The organism is Gimesia sp. (assembly GCF_048260065.1).
Lineage (GTDB): Bacteria > Planctomycetota > Planctomycetia > Planctomycetales > Planctomycetaceae > Gimesia.
The window spans coordinates 396,722-413,566 of record NZ_JBLXHC010000003.1 but is presented as its reverse complement, the minus strand read 5'-3'; the positions used below and the strand labels follow the sequence as shown (position 1 = coordinate 413,566).

Below are 16,845 nucleotides of genomic sequence, written 5' to 3'. Positions count from 1 at the left end.
TGGCATTTGTTCACAGCGAACGCCGATTCCCGGTGATCATGAATTCCGATAAAAGTCTCTGAATTTCAAGCTGACAACGATTTTATGTTTAGACAATGGTTGTCGGCTTTTTTACAATAAACTTAAGATAACCTGTGTTGATTTCGTTTTACTGCGGTGAAGCGTGTTAATTGCAGGTTCCCTCCTGAAGTCCTCCCAGAAAATTCCATCCAGAAAATTGGTAGCAGTATTATGATGCATACGCGATTTTTTGACCGCCGTCGTTTCTCCACGAAGGTTGTTTGTTTTCTTGCTGCAGGATGGGCGATGGTTTTTGCAAACCACCTTCAGTCGCTCCAGGCGCAACTGCCTCAGACGATCGTTTATTCTGTGAATCCTTCGGGGGGACAGAAAGGTCAGACCATCGAAGTTCGCGTGACGAATGGGAAAGATCTGGATGAACTGAACGCCCTGTGGTTCAGTCACCCCGATATCAAAGCCGCACCTAAAATGCAGCAGAGCAATGGAAAGCAGGTACCAGTTGCCAACACATTCGTGGTGACGATTGGTAACGATGTTCCCCCCGGTGTCTATGACGTCCGTGCAAAAGGCTTATATGGCTTGAGCAATCCCCGGTCGTTTGTTGTGGGAGATCTTCCAGAAAAAACGGAAGTCGAGCCGAACAATAAAGCGGACCAGGCAACTCCGATGGAGTTGGATTCCGTCATGAATGCCCTGCTGAACGGCGCGACTGATGTCGACTATTATTCATTCACCGGCAAAAAAGGGGATAAAGTTTCCATCGACTGTCGGGCGGCACGCATTGATTCACCAGTTGTTGCCATCGTCGAATTATATGGGCCGGACCAGAGACGGCTGGTCAGTGAACGTGATACGTTTCGCAACGATCCTTACATCAATCTCACACTCCCTCAGGATGGCGTTTATAAGATCAAAGTCTATGATCTGACTTATGCGGGTGGCGTCGACAATGTCTATCGCCTGAGCGTGCATAAAAAACCGCATATCGAGTTCATTATGCCCCCTTCGGGTGTTGCGGGAACCACCGGGAGCTATACCCTGTACGGCTACAATCTGCCAGGAGGAAAAGTTTCGGACTGGAGTATTGGTGACGAACCCCTGCAGGAAGTCAATGTGTTTATCACTCTGCCCACAAAGCCTACAACTTTAAAAATGGGCGAGCAGGGTTTTCCCCATGAAGTCAGTGCCGATGGTTACTCGTATGTCTGGGCAACACCGACAGGAAGTTCCAATCCGGTAACGATCTACTATGCCGAAGGCACGGTGGTTCGTGATGAGCAGACCAAAGAAGAGACATTGACCCTGCCAGGCGAACTCGTTGGTCAGTTTGAAGTGAAGAACGATGTCGACTCGTTCCGATTTACCGGTAAAGCGAAAGAAAAATATTCGGTCGAAGTATTCGGTCAGCGGAACGGAATCGTAATGGATCCTGTTATCGTGGTGGAGCAGGTGATCAAAGACAAGGATGGCAAAGAGACATTCAAGCAACTGGCCAATGTCGGTGCCACAACCGTCTTTGCCGACCTGAGTGGTAAACTGTTTGATACGCGTACAGACGATCCTTATTATCAGTTCACGGCTCCGGCGGACGGCGAATATCGCGTTACGCTGCGTGATCTGCAGTTTGAAACCCGTGGTAATCCACGAATGGTTTATCGAGCCGTAATTCGACAATCCCAGCCTGATTTTCGTCTGGTTGCTTTACCGCTTTATCCACAGGCCGTCAACACCGGTGGTTCACCAGCGGCGATCACCCTGCGAAAAGGGGACAGCTTTAAGATTGCCGTCATGGCTCTCAGGCAGGATGGGTTCAACGAAACGATTGAGCTGTCCGTCAAAGGTCTCCCCCCCGGTGTCACCTGTAAAGCAGCCAGTATTGGCAGTGGTGACAACAATGCGGAAATGATTCTGACTGCGGATGAATCCGCTCAGAAGTGGTCCGGTGAAATTGAAATCGTAGGGACTGCTGGTGCCGATGCGGCAAAACTGGAACGCGTCGCCCGGGCGGCTACAGTGCTGCGACCTGCGGCAAATAATGTACGTGCCGATTCGCGTATCGCCCGTTCGCTGGCGTTATCGGTGATTGATGAAGTTGCACCGTACCAGGTCGTTGCAGATGTTGCCGAAGTAAATGTGAATCAGGGACGTCAGATTCTGGTTCCCGTAAAAGTGGTGAAGCGAACCGGCTTTGATAACGCTGTGGCTCTTGCCTGGAACGGCATTCCCAAGAACAGCAATATTACCGTTCAGAATAAAACGATTGCCAAAGGCAAAGCGGATGAGATGTTCCAGCTGTTTGTCAATAATAATGCCAAGCCTGGGGTGTATACGACCTATCTGCAGTCCACCGTCGATGTCTCTTATCGTCGTAATCCAGCGCAAGTTGATGAAGCGAAAAAAGAGCAGGCGGAAGTTGCGAAAAAACTGACTGACGCACAGGCGGCTCTGGCTGCAGTAACGAAAAAACGTGATGAGATCGCGAAGGCCTCTGACAAAACAGCTGATCAGAAAAAAGCAGAACAGGCTAAAGCGGAAGAGGAAGTGAAAGCAGCAACCGCAGCAGTCAAAGCGGCGGAAGCAGCGAAGAAAGCAGTAGATGCGAAAGTTGCCGCAGCAGAAAAGGCAGCCGCTGCCAAAACCGTGAAAGTTTATGCTCCTTCGACACCGCTGGTTATTCGCGTAAAACCAGCACCGGTGACTCTGACATTAGCTGTCCCCGGAGGTGGTGCACTGAAAAAAGGGGCCGCGATCGACGTCAAAGCCACGATTAAACGCATCAATGATTTTAAAGGTCCTGTGGAACTGACATTACCTTTGCCGCCGGGAGTCACGGGAGTGACAGCGGATACCGTTCAGATTCCAGCAGATAAAACGGAAGTGACCATTCCGATCAAGGCATCAGCGGAAGCGACTGAAGGTGATCTGGCCAACATGGTGGTCAGGGCCAAAGCAGATTTCCAGGGAGAAGCTCTGGTCGATGCACCGATCAAGCTTAAAGTAACCAAGTAATATAGAGAACCGTTTTTTAAATTCAGAAAATACAGGCGGTTGGTTGTTGATCCAACTGTTTCATCAGCGATATCAGAGGGGCATGTTATGCGGAACCGGTTTGCCAGTTTGAGTGTTATGGTCACTGCAGTTTTGATCTGCAGTCAATTCACCGTGGCGGAAGAAAAGCCGATCCAGCCTGTGAAGGTGGATCTGGGGCGTCCTGTCAGCTTCGAGAAAGACGTATTCCCGATTCTGGATGCCAACTGCATCGCCTGCCACAACGTAGCGAAAAAAGAAGGTTCGCTGGTTCTGGAAAATGTCGAAGATCTCATCAAAGGGGGAGACAGCGGTGCTTCTGTGGTACCGGGCAAGCCTGATGAGAGCTATCTGTATAATGTTGCCTCCCGCACGGAAGAGAGCTTCATGCCTCCGCTGCCCAACAAAGTGGGAGCAAAAGCACTGACGCCTCAGCAGGTCTGGATTTTACGTCAGTGGATTATCGAAGGGGCGAAATCAAGCGGTAAATCGGCGGATGCGGGAGTTGCCTGGCAGTCCCTGCCTCCCGATTTGAATTCCATTTACAGTGCCGCACTGTCCCCCTGGGCCCGTTATGCAGCCGCCGGTCGTGCTAACCGGATTGCCATTTATGATCTCGCAGCGGGAACAGAAGTGGCCACGCTCAATGATCCTGCACTGCTGAAACTGCAGAAAGACGGAAAACCATTTTACCCGTTGGGAGCCGCCCATCGCGATTTTGTCCATTCCCTGGCATTTAATTCCAATGGCGACATGCTGGCATCAGGTGGCTACCGGGTTGTGAAACTCTGGAAGAAGTCGATCGGGAATGTAGTGAAAAAGATGGACCTGCCGGCTGCTGTGACAGGCATAGCCTTGAATGCCGATCGTAGCGTTCTAGCTGTTGCCACTGCGGATAATACCGCTTCACTCTGGAAGTTACCGGAAGGGACGAAACTGGTCGATCTGAAAGGGCATACCGGTGAAATCAAAGGTCTGGCATTTACTCCGGATCGTACTAAGGTTGTCACGTCCTCTGCCGATCAAAGTCTGCGGGTCTGGAATGCCGCTGATGGAAAACAGATTTCGACAATGAAGACACCTGCTGTCATCAATGCGTTAACCGTCAGCAAAGATGGTACGCAGGTAATTGGTGGTGCGGCGAATCAGATCGTTTATGCCTGGCCGTTGACTCTGCCTGCTCCTAAAGAGGGAGAAAAGGCACCGGAGATTCCTGCTGCATTGTATGAACTGAAAGGTCACGCCAAACCGATCACAACTGTGGAACTGATTTTGCCTGCCGGTACGCAGCTGGCATCAGGCAGTGAAGACGGAACGGTTCGTGTCTGGGATCTGGCCGGGAAAAAGGAAATTCGTGCGATCAACCATGGAGCTCCTGTCACCGATATTGATGTCACCGCTGATGGCAAATCACTGGTTTCTGTTTCGGTAAATGGAACCGGAAAAATCTGGCAGGTTGCCGATGGCAAAATGCTGAAAGAATTCCGAGGAGATCTGAGCAAAGAGCGTCAGATGATTCTGGCGACGGAAACTCAAACGGTGACAAAGCAGCAGGTTGCTCTGGCAGACGCTGCCATGAAAGCCGCCGATAAAAACGTCAAAGATCGCGAAGAAGAATTAAAGAAACGCAATGAAGAATTAGCAGCAGCTAAAAAGGCAGTGCCTGAAGAAAAGAAGAAGGCCGACGAATCAGCCAAGAAGCTGGAAGCCGCCAAAGCGGAACTGGCCAAGCTGCTGGCAGATCATAAGAAAAAAGGTGATGATGCCGTCGCTGCCGCGAATGCTCAGAAAGCAGCTGCAGTGAAAGCCGTTGCGGATGCGGAAGCAAAATTAAAACAGACCAACGATGCCAATCAGGCCGCGATTGCCGCTGTTGAAAAAGAAGTCGCTGCTGCGAAAAAAGCTCTGGATGATGCGAATGCGATCAAACCAGATGCAGCCGACAAAGAAGGTGAAGCGAAGAAAAAAGAAGCGGTTACCAAAGCACAGGCAGCCTTTGATGCCGTTCAGAAAAAACTGACGGCAGCACAGCAGAAAAAGGCAGCCGATGAAAAAACAGCAACACAGGCCATCGCTACTGCCAAGCAGGCCGTTCCCAAAGCGGATGCTGCGATTGCTGCTGCCAAGAAGCTGGCGGAAACCAAACCGGATACCAAGGCCGCTGATAAGAAAGTGGCTGACGCAGAAGCCGAGTCCAAAAAACTGACGGATGCGGTAGCTGCTGCCGAGAAAAAAGTGATTTCATCGGAACGGTCTGTGAAAGTTGCGGAAGGGACTCTGACCAAAATTAAAGGACAACTGGCAGAACGGACAAAAGAGAAAGCCGAAATTGATAAAACGGCGACTGCTGTAGATGCTGCTCTGGCAGAAGCCAAGAAACAGGCTGCGATTCTGACTCCGATCAAGTCGGTTGCCTTTTCTGAAGACGGTAAGCAGGTTGTGACGGGTGATGACAGCCAGATGGTTCGCATCTGGGATGCTGTTACCGGCCAGGAACTCGATACGCTGGCAGGACACACTGCTCCCATATCTGCTGTCGGTTATACATCCAAAACAACGGTTGCGTCAGGAAGTGCAGACAAAACCGTTCTGGTACAGAATATACAACCCGTCTGGACTCTGGTTGCCCAGCTGGGAGCTGATGAAAAAGATCCTGCCAAGGTTGGCGGTTCACCCATTTCCAACCGGGCACTCTGTCTGGATTTCAGCCCGGATGGCAAACTGCTTGCTGTTGGCGGTGGTGATCCTTCCCGTAGCGGTGAGATTACGATCTGGGATGTGACCACTGGAAAACTTGTGAAGAAGCTGGGCGATGCCCACAGTGACACGGTATTGGGGATTCGTTTCTCCCGTTCTGGCAAATCCTTGCTGACAGGTGCTGCTGACAAATTCGTCAAAATCTTCGATGTGGCGACCGGCAACTTTGTGAAATCATTTGAAGGTCACACGCATCACGTGCTGGATGTTGCCTGGAAAGCAGACGAGTCCACCATTGTGAGCTCAGGTGCCGACAATGTGATCAAAGTCTGGAATATTGAAACCGGCGAACAGAAACGAACAATTGCCGGTTATTCCAAGCAGGTTACATCGATCGCTTTCCTGGGACTGGGAGACAACATTGTCAGCGGAGGCGGCGACAAGACTGTTCGCATGCATCTGACGACTAACGGATCAAACTATCGTAATCTGGCAGGCTCCACCGACTACGTTTACAGTGTTGCCGGCAGCCGGGATGAATCGATTGTCATCGCCGGTGGTGAAGACGGAATTCTGCGAGTCTGGGATGCGAAGACAGGCAAATTGCTCAACAGCTTTAATCCTCCCCCTGTTCCCCAGAATCAACAGGCCAGTGCCGGTAAATAAACCTGGCTAACCTGAGAAAAAAGTACAGCTTCCAGCGGCTCTGCGAATTTATTCGCAGGGTCGTTTTTTTATGCACTCTGGCAGGGAAGTGGACTATTTGGGGGGATTCGATCACTCGGGAAGTGGAATCAGACTCGGGGAAGCGGCTGGAAGGGGGGACCTGATTGCACTGTCAGGTCCGACTGATTATATTCGGGGCACACAACAAATCATTCCGCCAGATCGTTGCAGCCCGAAATCAAAGCCGGGGGACTGTCCCCTGAAGAGTTTTCTCAGACCGGATTCGGGCAATAAAAATTTGAACACAGCAGGAAACTACACATTATGTCCGAACAGTTGAGTAAACGTATCTTTGCCGAATTAGAGAGTCTGGTCCTGATTGACCCTCATACCCATATTAATCCTCACTCCGCAGCTTCAACCACACTGGCGGATATCATGGGGTATCATTACTACACCGAACTGGCCCATTCCGCCGGTCTGCCTCGTGAAGTGATTGAAGAACCGGGTATTGGCCCCAAAGAAAAAGTCGGGCGGCTGGTGAAGCAGCTGGGAGATCTGGATAACACGATTCAACTCAGCTGGTTACTGGATATCTGCAGTGAGTTTTTTGGCTTCGAAGAGGAAGCGATTACCGAGTCGAACTGGGAGAAGCTGTACGACACCGCGGCTGAGAAGATGGCTCAACCCGACTGGGAACAGCAGGTCTTAAAACAGAGTGGCCTCGAACAGGTGTTCCTGACGAACGATTTTGATGATCCGCTGGAAGGCTTTGACACAAACCTGTATATCCCCTGTCTGCGGACGGATGATCTGGTGTTTCATCTGGCAAAGCCCGAAACCCGGGAGCGACTGGCGAAAGCGACACAGTTGGATGTCGGCTGTGCCAATACGTTAAAATCAGCGATTGGCAAGCTGTTTGAGCATTTCACTTCGAAGGGAGCCCGTGCCTGTGCCATTTCATTGCCCCCCGATTTCAATCCGGTTGCTGTGACCGCTGATCAGGTCGATCCTGTGGTCAGATCTCTGTTCTCCGGAGACGAGATTACAGCCAGTGAGTCAAAAATTGTAAGTCAGTTTGTCTTCTGGACTCTGGCAGAATATTGTGCCGAACATCGTCTGCCTTTCGATCTGATGATTGGCGTGAACCGCCGCGTATATGAAGCTGGCGTGTATCAGGGGCAGGATCTGTATGACAAGCGGACTTCTCTGATTCTGTATAAAGAGCTGTTCAACGCGTTTCCCCAGGTCACATTCCCTGTTTCCGTATTGACGAGTACCAGCAACCAGGAACTGGTCAGCTACAGCTGGATTTTCCCGAATGTGGTCATCAATGGACACTGGTGGTATTCAAATACGCCGGCCTTCATTACGTTTGACTGCAAAAGTCGCCTGGAAGCCGTTCCCAAAAACAAGCAGATCGGCTATTACAGCGATATGTACAAACTGGAGTTCGCGCTGCCTAAGTTCCGCATGTATCGACGTGTTCTGGCAAGTGTTCTGGCCAGTGATTTTGTGATCGGGAGAAACTGGTCAGAAGCGCGGGCGATCGACCTTGGGAAGCTGGTTCTGCGGGGGAACGTGGAGACGATATTTGGCAGTGAATCCACATCCTGAATGACATGAAGTGATTGCATCACGGACAGATGCGACTTAAAATGTGATACATATCCCATAATTATCATATCCATCATAATTTCATCATTAAGGGCTTCCCATATGGCTACTCTGGTCATGCTGCAGGCTGGTCAAGCGGTCTCATACTCACTTACCGAATCCGAGATGGTTCTGGGCAGGCATCCTGACTGCCAGATTCAACTCGATTCGAATATGGTTTCGCGGCGTCATGCTCAGGTCGTTGGATCAGGTGATGAGTTTTTTGTTGAAGATCTGGGAAGTGGAAACGGAACATTCGTCAATGGAAAAAAGATTGAAGGACGAACCCAGTTAGCCCACGATGATCGGTTGAAAGTCGGACCGATTCTCTTCCGGTTTGAATCAGATAAGAAGCAGGAACCAAAGCGGTCCGGCGTGACGATCGACAGCAGCTTTGATATCGGTTTTTCCACTGATGAAGAGGACGGAGATGCTGGTGCCACCATCATGGGGGCTGTGTCCGGTGTTGGCGGGTTTGGCGGACTGGATATTCGCCCGGAAGCCAAATTAAAAGCCATGATCGAAATCAGCCGCAGTCTGGCAGGCACCGTCGATCTGGAAAAACTGCTGCCGCAGATTCTCACCACACTGTTTCATATCTTTCCCGCAGCAGACCGGGGTTGTATTTTACTCAAAGATGAAAACACCGGCGAGATGGTACCGCGGGCGTTCAAGCATCGCCGTGAAGGTGAAGATGCGACTGTCAAGTTGAGCCGAACGATTGTGAATAAAGTGCTCGAAGAGAGAACGGGGATTTTATCCGCCGACGCAGCCAGCGATGCGCAATTCGATGCCAGTGAGTCCATCTCCAATCTGTCGATCCGTTCGATGATGTGTGTGCCCATGCTGGGACTGGAAGAAGAGCCCATTGGCGTGATCAATATTGATACGCAGAACCCGGTTCAACAGTTCCAGGAAGAAGATCTGGATCTGTTAATGTCCGTCGCCGGGCAGGCGGCGCTGACTTATGAAAGCGCCAGGCTGATGACATCGTTCATGGAAAAGCAGAAGCAGGATAATGAAATGAACATTGCCCGGGGCGTACAACAGGGGTTGCTCCCCAGTACGGTTCCCGAGGTTGAGGGGTATGAATTTTTCGCGTCTTACCACTCTGCTCAGGCCGTGGGTGGCGATTACTATGATATCTTCGAGCTGCCTGATGATATGATCGGTCTTTCGTTTGGTGATGTGGCCGGTAAAGGCGTGCCTGGCGCGATGATCATGGCGCGTATGTCGAGCTGTGTGCAGAATACGATGCGGTTTGTGCATGAAGCTGGCCCGGCTGTTGAAGCCATTAACGATCATATGTGTGACAGTGCCGTCGAAGGGCGTTTCGTTACCTATGTGCTTGTGATTCTGGATACGAAAAATCACCGCCTCTCGCTGGTGAATGCCGGGCATATGTCTCCGATGATCCTCAAGCCGGACGGTTCCATTGATGAATTTCCGGAAGAAAGCATTGGCGTTCCGATCGGTGTAATGGAAGGCTTCCCGTTTGAAGTTGTCGAGCGGGATCTGGCACCTGGCGAAATTGTGGTTCTGTTTACCGATGGGGTCGACGAAGCAATGAACCCGGAAGGGGAACTGTATACCCTCGACCGGATGCGGGAGTTCATCAAAGACAATCGTGAAAAAAATGCGGCCGAGTTAGGGCAGGCCCTGCTGGCAGATGTCCGACGTCATGCCAATGGACGTCCCCAGAATGACGATATTACTATAATGACCTTCGGGCGTGTTTCCTGAGGGTGACTGTTTTCTTAATCTAATCTGATCGCCTCTATCATGTCCGCCAGTCTGTTCCTGCAAAATAATGGCGATTCCACTCGACTGGAAATCAAAGGGAAGCAGGTGACGCTGGGACGGCATCCGGAATGCGAAGTCTGTCTCAAATCAAATACGGTCTCCCGATATCATGCGCGCATTACAGTCGCTGCGGAAGAAGTGTATCAAATTGAAGATCTGGGCAGCGGTAACGGGACGTTCGTCAATGATGTGCCGGTCAAAGATCCGGTTGTCTTGCAGTCAGGCGATCAGATTTCAATCGGCCCATTCCTGCTGGAATTCTCCAGTGACGAAGATTACGAAAATTCACCGCATGAAGGGCTGTTGACTTCTTACGGTTTGATTCCTTCTTTGAAAACTGTTTCTGTCCGGCCTCCTGCTACTGATAAATCCACCATTCTGCGGGCATCGGAATCAGGCAGCGGGTTATCGCGGTTTCAGATCAAACCGGAAATCAAACTGAAAGCCATCCTGGAAATCAGTCGCACGATTGCCACGGCAACCGATCTGGATTCGATGGCAGAGCGCGTACTGGAAGGACTGTTTCACATCTTTCCCGCCGCCGACCGAGGCTGTATTTTATTGCGTGATCATGACAATCAGCGATTTTTCCCCAAGGCAGTACGCCATCGGCGGGAAGATGACCTGGAAGCATTGCAGTTGAGTCGCACGGTGTTGAAAGCGGTGACCGATAATAAAACCGGGGTTCTGTCTGCCGATGCGGCTAATGATGAACGATTTGAGAAAAGTGAATCGGTTTCCACACTGACAATTCGCTCCATCCTGTGTGCCCCCATGCTTGGCCTGGATGGAAGTGTGATCGGAATCATCAACCTGGATACTCAACTGGCCGGTCAGATGTTTTCTGATGATGACCTCGAACTGCTGATGGTGATTGCCGGTCAGGCAGCGCTCTCGTACGAGAGTGCCCGGCTGATGATCTCACATGTGGAAAAGCAACGCTACGATAATGAGATGGAAATTGCAGCCCGCGTCCAGAAAGGGCTGTTGCCGGCGAAAATTCCACACGTTCCCGGTTACGAGTTCTTTGTCTCCTACGAAGCAGCACGCGCTGTGGGAGGCGATTACTATGACTTTATCCAGACGTCTGATTCGCTGATCTGGTTTGCATTGGGTGATGTCGCCGGGAAGGGGGTTCCGGCGTCGCTGGTGATGTCGCGCGTCTGCAGTTCTGTTCGCAGTACGGTCGAATTTGTCACTGATGTTGCAGATGCCGTACATCGAGTGAATCATCATATTGATGAAGCAGCTCATGACGGGCGGTTCATCACATTTATCCTGGGGCAGATCGTGCTGACAGAAAATCTGGTGTCGTTTGTCAACGCCGGGCATCTGGAGCCGCTGCTGTGGGAAGCTGATGGTACGCTGCGGGAACTGTCCGCGGATCATCCGAGCGTACCGCTGGGGGTGATGGATGATTATGAATATGAGTCCCTGCAGCATCAACTGAAACCGGGCGAGCAACTGATTCTGTACACAGATGGTGTCACGGAAGCGATGAATGAAGAACGCGACCAGTTCGGGATCGAGCGGTTGAAATCGGTGATTCTGGATTCCCAGAGAAGCCCTGCTGAATTAGGTGAGCAGATCCTGCAGGCAGTGAGAGCATTCGCTGGTCAGGCGGAGCAGTATGACGATCTGACGCTGGTCATCATCGGTCGGATGCCCTGAAATAAAAAAACAAGTGAGATGCATTGCCCGTACATCCCACTTGTCAGAGTCCATGATTCTATTTCTGCGGGGGAATGCAGATTAAAGCATGATATCCGTTGGTTCGGCGACTTTGCGATATCCCATGCTGTGCAGCACTTCCAGGACCTCACTCCAGGTGGGGAACTGACGACCGCTGCGGCGTTTGTAATCATCCATCGCTTTCATGAAGTCGATTTCCTGATCGCTGTAATCGCGTTCGCAGGTGGTCGGGTCGATCTGACGACGACGTTCCGTTTTACGCTGGTCGACTACTTCATGTTTGGTATGAATTGCATCTTTTTTACCTGAATCTCTGCGGCTGACACGACGACGGTCGACTACCAGTTCTGAGGGGGGATCAAGTTGATTTACCATGTTTAAATAATGCCTTTTTTCGAGGGGAGAAGGTTGTCTGAAGTAATTCGAACGCAAAAGGGAAAGTGTAAACTCCAACGCAAATCAGACAGTTTGAGACGCTGAAACGTGACGGTTGACTCTGAACCTCAAATTCCCGGTTCACATTTTTGGGAAAAACTTCCACAATTCTGATTTATTTCCGGCCAGCACAGAAAAGTGGAACTAACTTACTCAATTATTCCCACCAAAATCGGGATTGGGTAGTTTGTTTAAAATAATTAACACTGATAAGCGTGATCGAGACTGCCGATTGCGTAGTTGTCCCGATTGTGTCAATTATCCGGTTCAATTTCTGCTGGCATGTTCAGAATTGTGTACAGAAGCGGGCATTTCACTCAGCAGAATTCAGTGAGCCCAGACCGAAGATGACCCGGACCTGAGTTTTCTGCAGGCCGGCTGCGAAGAACAGCCCATCGAAGGACTGGAGCAGACTTTTCAGGCCGGCCAGCTTCTTCTTGCCTTTCTCGAGATCTCCGCCATGCCCTTTGGAAAGCTGCTCTGCGAGAAAATCGGTGTTCTGCTCGATGAAAGCTCTGATCGAAGCGATATTCAGGAAGCAGAGCTGTTTTTCTTCCCGGAAGAAGGTCTCCTTCCAGGACTGAAATAAGGGTAATGCAGCCAGACTCTCTTCTGATTTCAGAGTAAAGAATTCTCTGACGAGTTCCGGCGAACTGGCAACGACCAGTTGTCGTTCGTTGATTCCATAAGCGGGGCGATAAGGGCCGAGGCTTTCAATCCACCGCATATGATACTGTTCATGATCTTCGGTTTTTAACAGAGACGCCTGGGCACCAGGGGCAGATTCAGAATTGTGATGACTGAGGATGCTGTTCATCAGAAAGTTAGCGACATTCTCCAGGGCAGACTGATATTTGCTTTTGTCTGTTGCACCGGGTTCAGTATCCTCTGTGGAAAGCTGCATTGCCACCAGTCCATCGAAGGAAATGGCATCAAATGAAAGGGTTTTGCGGGGCACGGAATAAAACAGAACATTTGGTCCCAGAACTTTTGATACTTCCGTCACGGGATCGAGTCCCCCCAGGAGGCCCGTGCTGACTGCCAGGAATTTCTGCCATTTTTCCGGGTTCTTTTCCGCATAATAACTGACAATTCGGTTTGTCAGTAAATTCACATTCAGTTGTCCGGACAGTACTGCCAGCGCTTTTTTCGGGATCAGCGTGTATTGATCAGGAATTTCAGCGGGGGCCTGGAGGATGTTCAACAGGGGCAGATTAATGGCTTCCGAGTTAAACAGAATCACAGCTTCCACTGCGACCGTATTTTTCAGATGCAGGCCTGCAATCAGCGCCCCCGTTTTATTCCACCAGTTGACAACACCCTGTTCAATCTCGTTTTTGGGTGGTTTGATGTGTTCATCCCAGGCACGTGGATTCAGAAAAACAGAACCTGTGACCTCCTCTGCCAGAACTCCCCGTGCGCGACGGTACATTTCCAGATTGAACAGGCTCCGCTGATTCTCTGACGATTGTTTTTGATGCAGCAGGATCGTTGATTCCAGATGGGATCGTTTGTCTGACACAACCAGAGTCTGGTCCAGAAAAGCGTAGATGACCGCAGGAGCGGAAGGATCGGACTGCTGACTGACTTCAAAGCAGGTCGTGCCCTGGAGTGTGCTGGAAGTCACTTTGAGTCCGGTTTTGGCGAACCAGTCTTCCAGCAGTTTCTGTACTGCAGCAGGATCCTGAACGTTGGTTAACAGAAGCAGCGAAGGGTTCTGATTCGGTCCATGATTGAAAATCGCCAGCCCGACTGATTTACCGAAAAATTGATTCAGCAGAGGAAGCAGGGGCTGATTTGTAACCGATTCAATGTCGCGCAATCCCTGTTGCAGGTTGAGAACGTCCTTTGACTGCAGCCAGTTTCGAAAAACCTGCGTTTTTCGAAAGCGGTTCACCAGTGGTGAAAGCAGAAACTGTTTGACATGTGTATTCAGATCGGTGGCTTCCAGATAGATGCCAGCTTTTTCGTCAACCAGCTGGCTCAGTGGATCGGCAGCTTTGACGGGAAATGCGACTGCCAGGCAGAGGAGGGCCGGTACCACGACGAACGCGAATGCATTCTTTCGCGTCAGGTTTCGCGATGTCGTTTTAATCGGTTGCATTAACTTCATATCTGAACAACTCCAGGCCGGGCTGATTGTTGAGAGTTGGTGAATTCAATTCGTCAAATGTTTGTTGATTCTTCAGGAACGGAATGAATGATAAAATTCCAGGCATGACTGATCTGGTCTTTGATCGGTTGCATTTCCAGGTTGATGTCATCGACCCAGTTCGATTCCCGGGTAAGGGGCTCCGTTGATTCAGGCTCGGGAGTTGCGACGGGAACGAGGCTCACAGCTTCCGTCATGGTACCAGCAGTGCTTTGTGCCAGTCCCCAGGATGCGGCGCCGGCATTTTTCAGCAGTTGATTAAAGCTTCGCTGAGGTGGCAACTGGGCAACGGCAGGAACGGGGGAGTCGGTCGCCACCCCTGTAACGGCAGGCATGGTTCCGGGGACTGTTTTTTCGACCTGATTTCCGGCGAACTTAACGGTGATGGCAATCAGAAGCACGGCAACGACAAGCAGACTGGTGGCCCATTGTCGCACGCCTGATCCTGTGGACGCAACCGGTGTCCGGGGGGCGTATATTTCCTCCCTCTCAGATAATTGAGAAATATCTAATTGAGCGAGGACTTCATCGACCAGATCAATCTCAGGCAGTGTCTGTTGCCAGGCGGGTACTGCCGTTTCCAGGATGAGAAAGTCTTCCCAGAGACGCTGATGTTCGGGCGAGGATGTCGCAAGCTGTTCCAGTCGCGAACGCTGATCGAAGTTACGTGTTTCGATCATGGTTTCCAGTCTGGATTGAAAGTCAACGAGATTCATGTCGGACCTCTGGTACAATTCCCCGCTGTCGTAAGCTGGCCGCCAGTTCCTGCCGGGAACGGTGCAACCAGGTTTTGATCGTGCCTTCCGGACGTTCCAGAATGTCTCCGATTTCCTGACAGCTTAAATTTTCCTGATGAAATAAAATAAAACATGTGCGATGATCATCGCGTAACATGCTGATGGCATTCTGTAATTCTTCGCCGAGATCCTGTAACTCTTCCGCTGACTGACTGATGGCCAGATCAGCGGCAAATTCGGAGGGAACAGGACGCCGGGAACGCTTACTCAGAAAGGTTCTACAGCGGTTGGCGGCGATGGTGAGTAACCAGGGTTTTAAGGTTCGATTGGGATCCCACTGGTGAAGGCTGCGAAAAGCCCGCACAAAGACTTCCTGCACGACATCTTCGGCATCCTGTCGATGTCCCAGCATGCGGTAGCACAGCCCAAAGATGGAACTTTGAAACCGGGCTACGAATGCGCGCATTGCCTCTGTATTACCATCCAGGCAACTTCGGACTTGCGCCGCATCGTCTTCGTTCACGGAGGAATCCCGTTTTGATGTTTGTATCTGTCACAATCTGATTTCAAACCTCAGGTCACTCACTCAATATACCAGAATCCGGGGAGAGAAGTTTCAGAAAAATGAGATCACTGCACTTTCGGATTTATCACCGGGATTTACACCGCTTCAAGTTTTCGAACGGCTTGGATACGGGTCAATTCGCGTACCTGTTTACATCTGTGAAGAAGATAAATGTTTATTAAGTCGTTGTCATATTGATGGTTATGAAGATACAGGTTGACAGCAGGCTCTCCATGAAAGATACTTAAGTAATAAAATTAATTATTTTGCCATCTTTAATTTATATCTGTAATTAATGGGTGGGTTCTTAGTGTCATGATTGAGAGAAAGTTTGTTATGCAACGCTTAAGTGGAAAAAGACAGTCACGTGGTTTTACTTTAATTGAGTTGCTGGTGGTGATTGCGATTATCGCGATCCTGATTGCATTGCTTCTTCCGGCAGTCCAGCAGGCACGGGAAGCCGCACGCCGCAGTACCTGTAAAAATAACCTGAAACAGATCAGCCTGGCGATGCACAATTACGAGAGTGCGCATCAGGTCTTTCCTTATGCCCACCGGGGTGCCAATGGCTGGTATCCTCAGGCATGTCATCAGCGGGATACCTGGTTCCATCGCATTCTGCCTTATGTTGATCAGGCCCCCATGTATAACGCCTATGAAGCAGATTGTGTCAATGTTTCCGCCAGTACGAGCAATCATGTGCATAATATTTCCAGCAGCCAGAAGTTTGTAAGTACACCTTTGCCGGCTTTCATGTGCCCTTCCGATGTGGGACCTGCCTTTGCTGAAAATACTGGTGTTCGCTGGGGGGGAAGTTACATGGGGTGTATTGGCTGGTCCAAAAATCGATCAACCGATCGAGACGACGGTATGTTCGGTTATGAAACGAAAACCAAAATGCGTGATATCACGGACGGAACCTCAAACACGATGATGTTAAGTGAAGGTGTGCAGCGCGTGACGGTACCCACCGGATTTTCCTGGGGGTGCCCTGGCTGTTACTGGATTGGCGGGGCACATGGGGAAGTTACTTTTACAGCCTACGAAACTCCCAACACCACAGCGCCAGACCAGAATTATCTCTGTAAAAGCACTACAGATACGACGGCTCCCTGCGTGGATAACACTTCCATACGCTGGAATTATGCCCGCAGTAAGCATGTGGGAGGCGTGCATGTTAGCCTGGCAGATGGTGCAGTTCGCTTCATTTCGTCGAATATTGATCGTGGAACTTTCCGTGCTTTAGCGACGATTTCCGGTGATGAAGTCGTCGGAGAATTCTAAAAACGCGGATTATTATTCGATCGTGATACTCCATATCTTTCCTGAAACAGGGATCGGGGGTGGTTCCGTAGTATTCGAATACGCGATGCAGTATAAATTGAGTTGAACTT

At 50.4% G+C, this 16,845-nt stretch carries 10 protein-coding genes; 6 read left to right on the top strand and 4 right to left on the bottom strand.

Features of this window, described 5'->3' with window-relative positions; all coding sequences use genetic code 11:
- Positions 1-306: 306 nt before the first annotated feature.
- The 5 genes from ACN0YN_RS07730 to ACN0YN_RS07710 all read left to right on the top strand — a co-directional run bounded on the left by ACN0YN_RS07730 (position 307) and on the right by ACN0YN_RS07710 (position 11,541).
- Entirely contained in the window at positions 307-3,030 is a 2,724-nt protein-coding gene (locus ACN0YN_RS07730; protein ID WP_417384428.1) for a pre-peptidase C-terminal domain-containing protein, read from the top strand.
- A gap of 87 nt (positions 3,031-3,117) precedes the next feature.
- Complete coding sequence (locus tag ACN0YN_RS07725; RefSeq protein WP_417384427.1) at positions 3,118-6,411, top strand: c-type cytochrome domain-containing protein; 3,294 nt, start codon at positions 3,118-3,120, stop codon at positions 6,409-6,411.
- A gap of 324 nt (positions 6,412-6,735) precedes the next feature.
- Positions 6,736-8,028, top strand: coding sequence for a glucuronate isomerase (locus ACN0YN_RS07720; protein WP_417384426.1), 1,293 nt, complete (start codon positions 6,736-6,738; stop codon positions 8,026-8,028).
- 102 nt (positions 8,029-8,130) lie between these two features.
- The gene (locus ACN0YN_RS07715) at positions 8,131-9,810 is read left to right on the top strand and encodes a SpoIIE family protein phosphatase (RefSeq protein ID WP_417384425.1); all 1,680 of its coding nucleotides are present in this window, start codon (positions 8,131-8,133) and stop codon (positions 9,808-9,810) included.
- A gap of 39 nt (positions 9,811-9,849) precedes the next feature.
- Positions 9,850-11,541: a SpoIIE family protein phosphatase gene (locus ACN0YN_RS07710; protein WP_417384424.1), complete on the top strand. Its 1,692-nt coding sequence runs from the start codon at positions 9,850-9,852 to the stop codon at positions 11,539-11,541.
- Positions 11,542-11,622: 81 nt separating this feature from the next.
- Here ACN0YN_RS07710 and ACN0YN_RS07705 read toward each other — a convergent pair whose 3' ends face one another.
- From ACN0YN_RS07705 to ACN0YN_RS07690, 4 genes are all read right to left on the bottom strand, one after another.
- The gene (locus ACN0YN_RS07705) at positions 11,623-11,937 is read right to left on the bottom strand and encodes a hypothetical protein (protein ID WP_417384423.1); all 315 of its coding nucleotides are present in this window, start codon (positions 11,935-11,937) and stop codon (positions 11,623-11,625) included.
- A gap of 373 nt (positions 11,938-12,310) precedes the next feature.
- On the bottom strand, positions 12,311-14,110 hold the full coding sequence (locus tag ACN0YN_RS07700) for a DUF3352 domain-containing protein (protein ID WP_417384422.1): 1,800 nt from the start codon (positions 14,108-14,110) through the stop codon (positions 12,311-12,313).
- Between the two features lie 53 nt (positions 14,111-14,163).
- Positions 14,164-14,865 (bottom strand): hypothetical protein, encoded by a 702-nt coding sequence (locus ACN0YN_RS07695; RefSeq protein ID WP_417384421.1) that lies wholly within the window; start codon positions 14,863-14,865, stop codon positions 14,164-14,166.
- Positions 14,852-15,409 (bottom strand): RNA polymerase sigma factor, encoded by a 558-nt coding sequence (locus ACN0YN_RS07690; RefSeq protein WP_417384420.1) that lies wholly within the window; start codon positions 15,407-15,409, stop codon positions 14,852-14,854. Before ACN0YN_RS07690 ends, ACN0YN_RS07695 begins: the two co-directional genes overlap by 14 nt.
- Before the next feature lie 378 nt (positions 15,410-15,787).
- Here ACN0YN_RS07690 and ACN0YN_RS07685 point away from each other — a divergent pair, with 378 nt between their 5' ends.
- On the top strand, positions 15,788-16,735 hold the full coding sequence (locus ACN0YN_RS07685) for a DUF1559 domain-containing protein (protein ID WP_417384419.1): 948 nt from the start codon (positions 15,788-15,790) through the stop codon (positions 16,733-16,735).
- Positions 16,736-16,845: the final 110 nt, after the last annotated feature.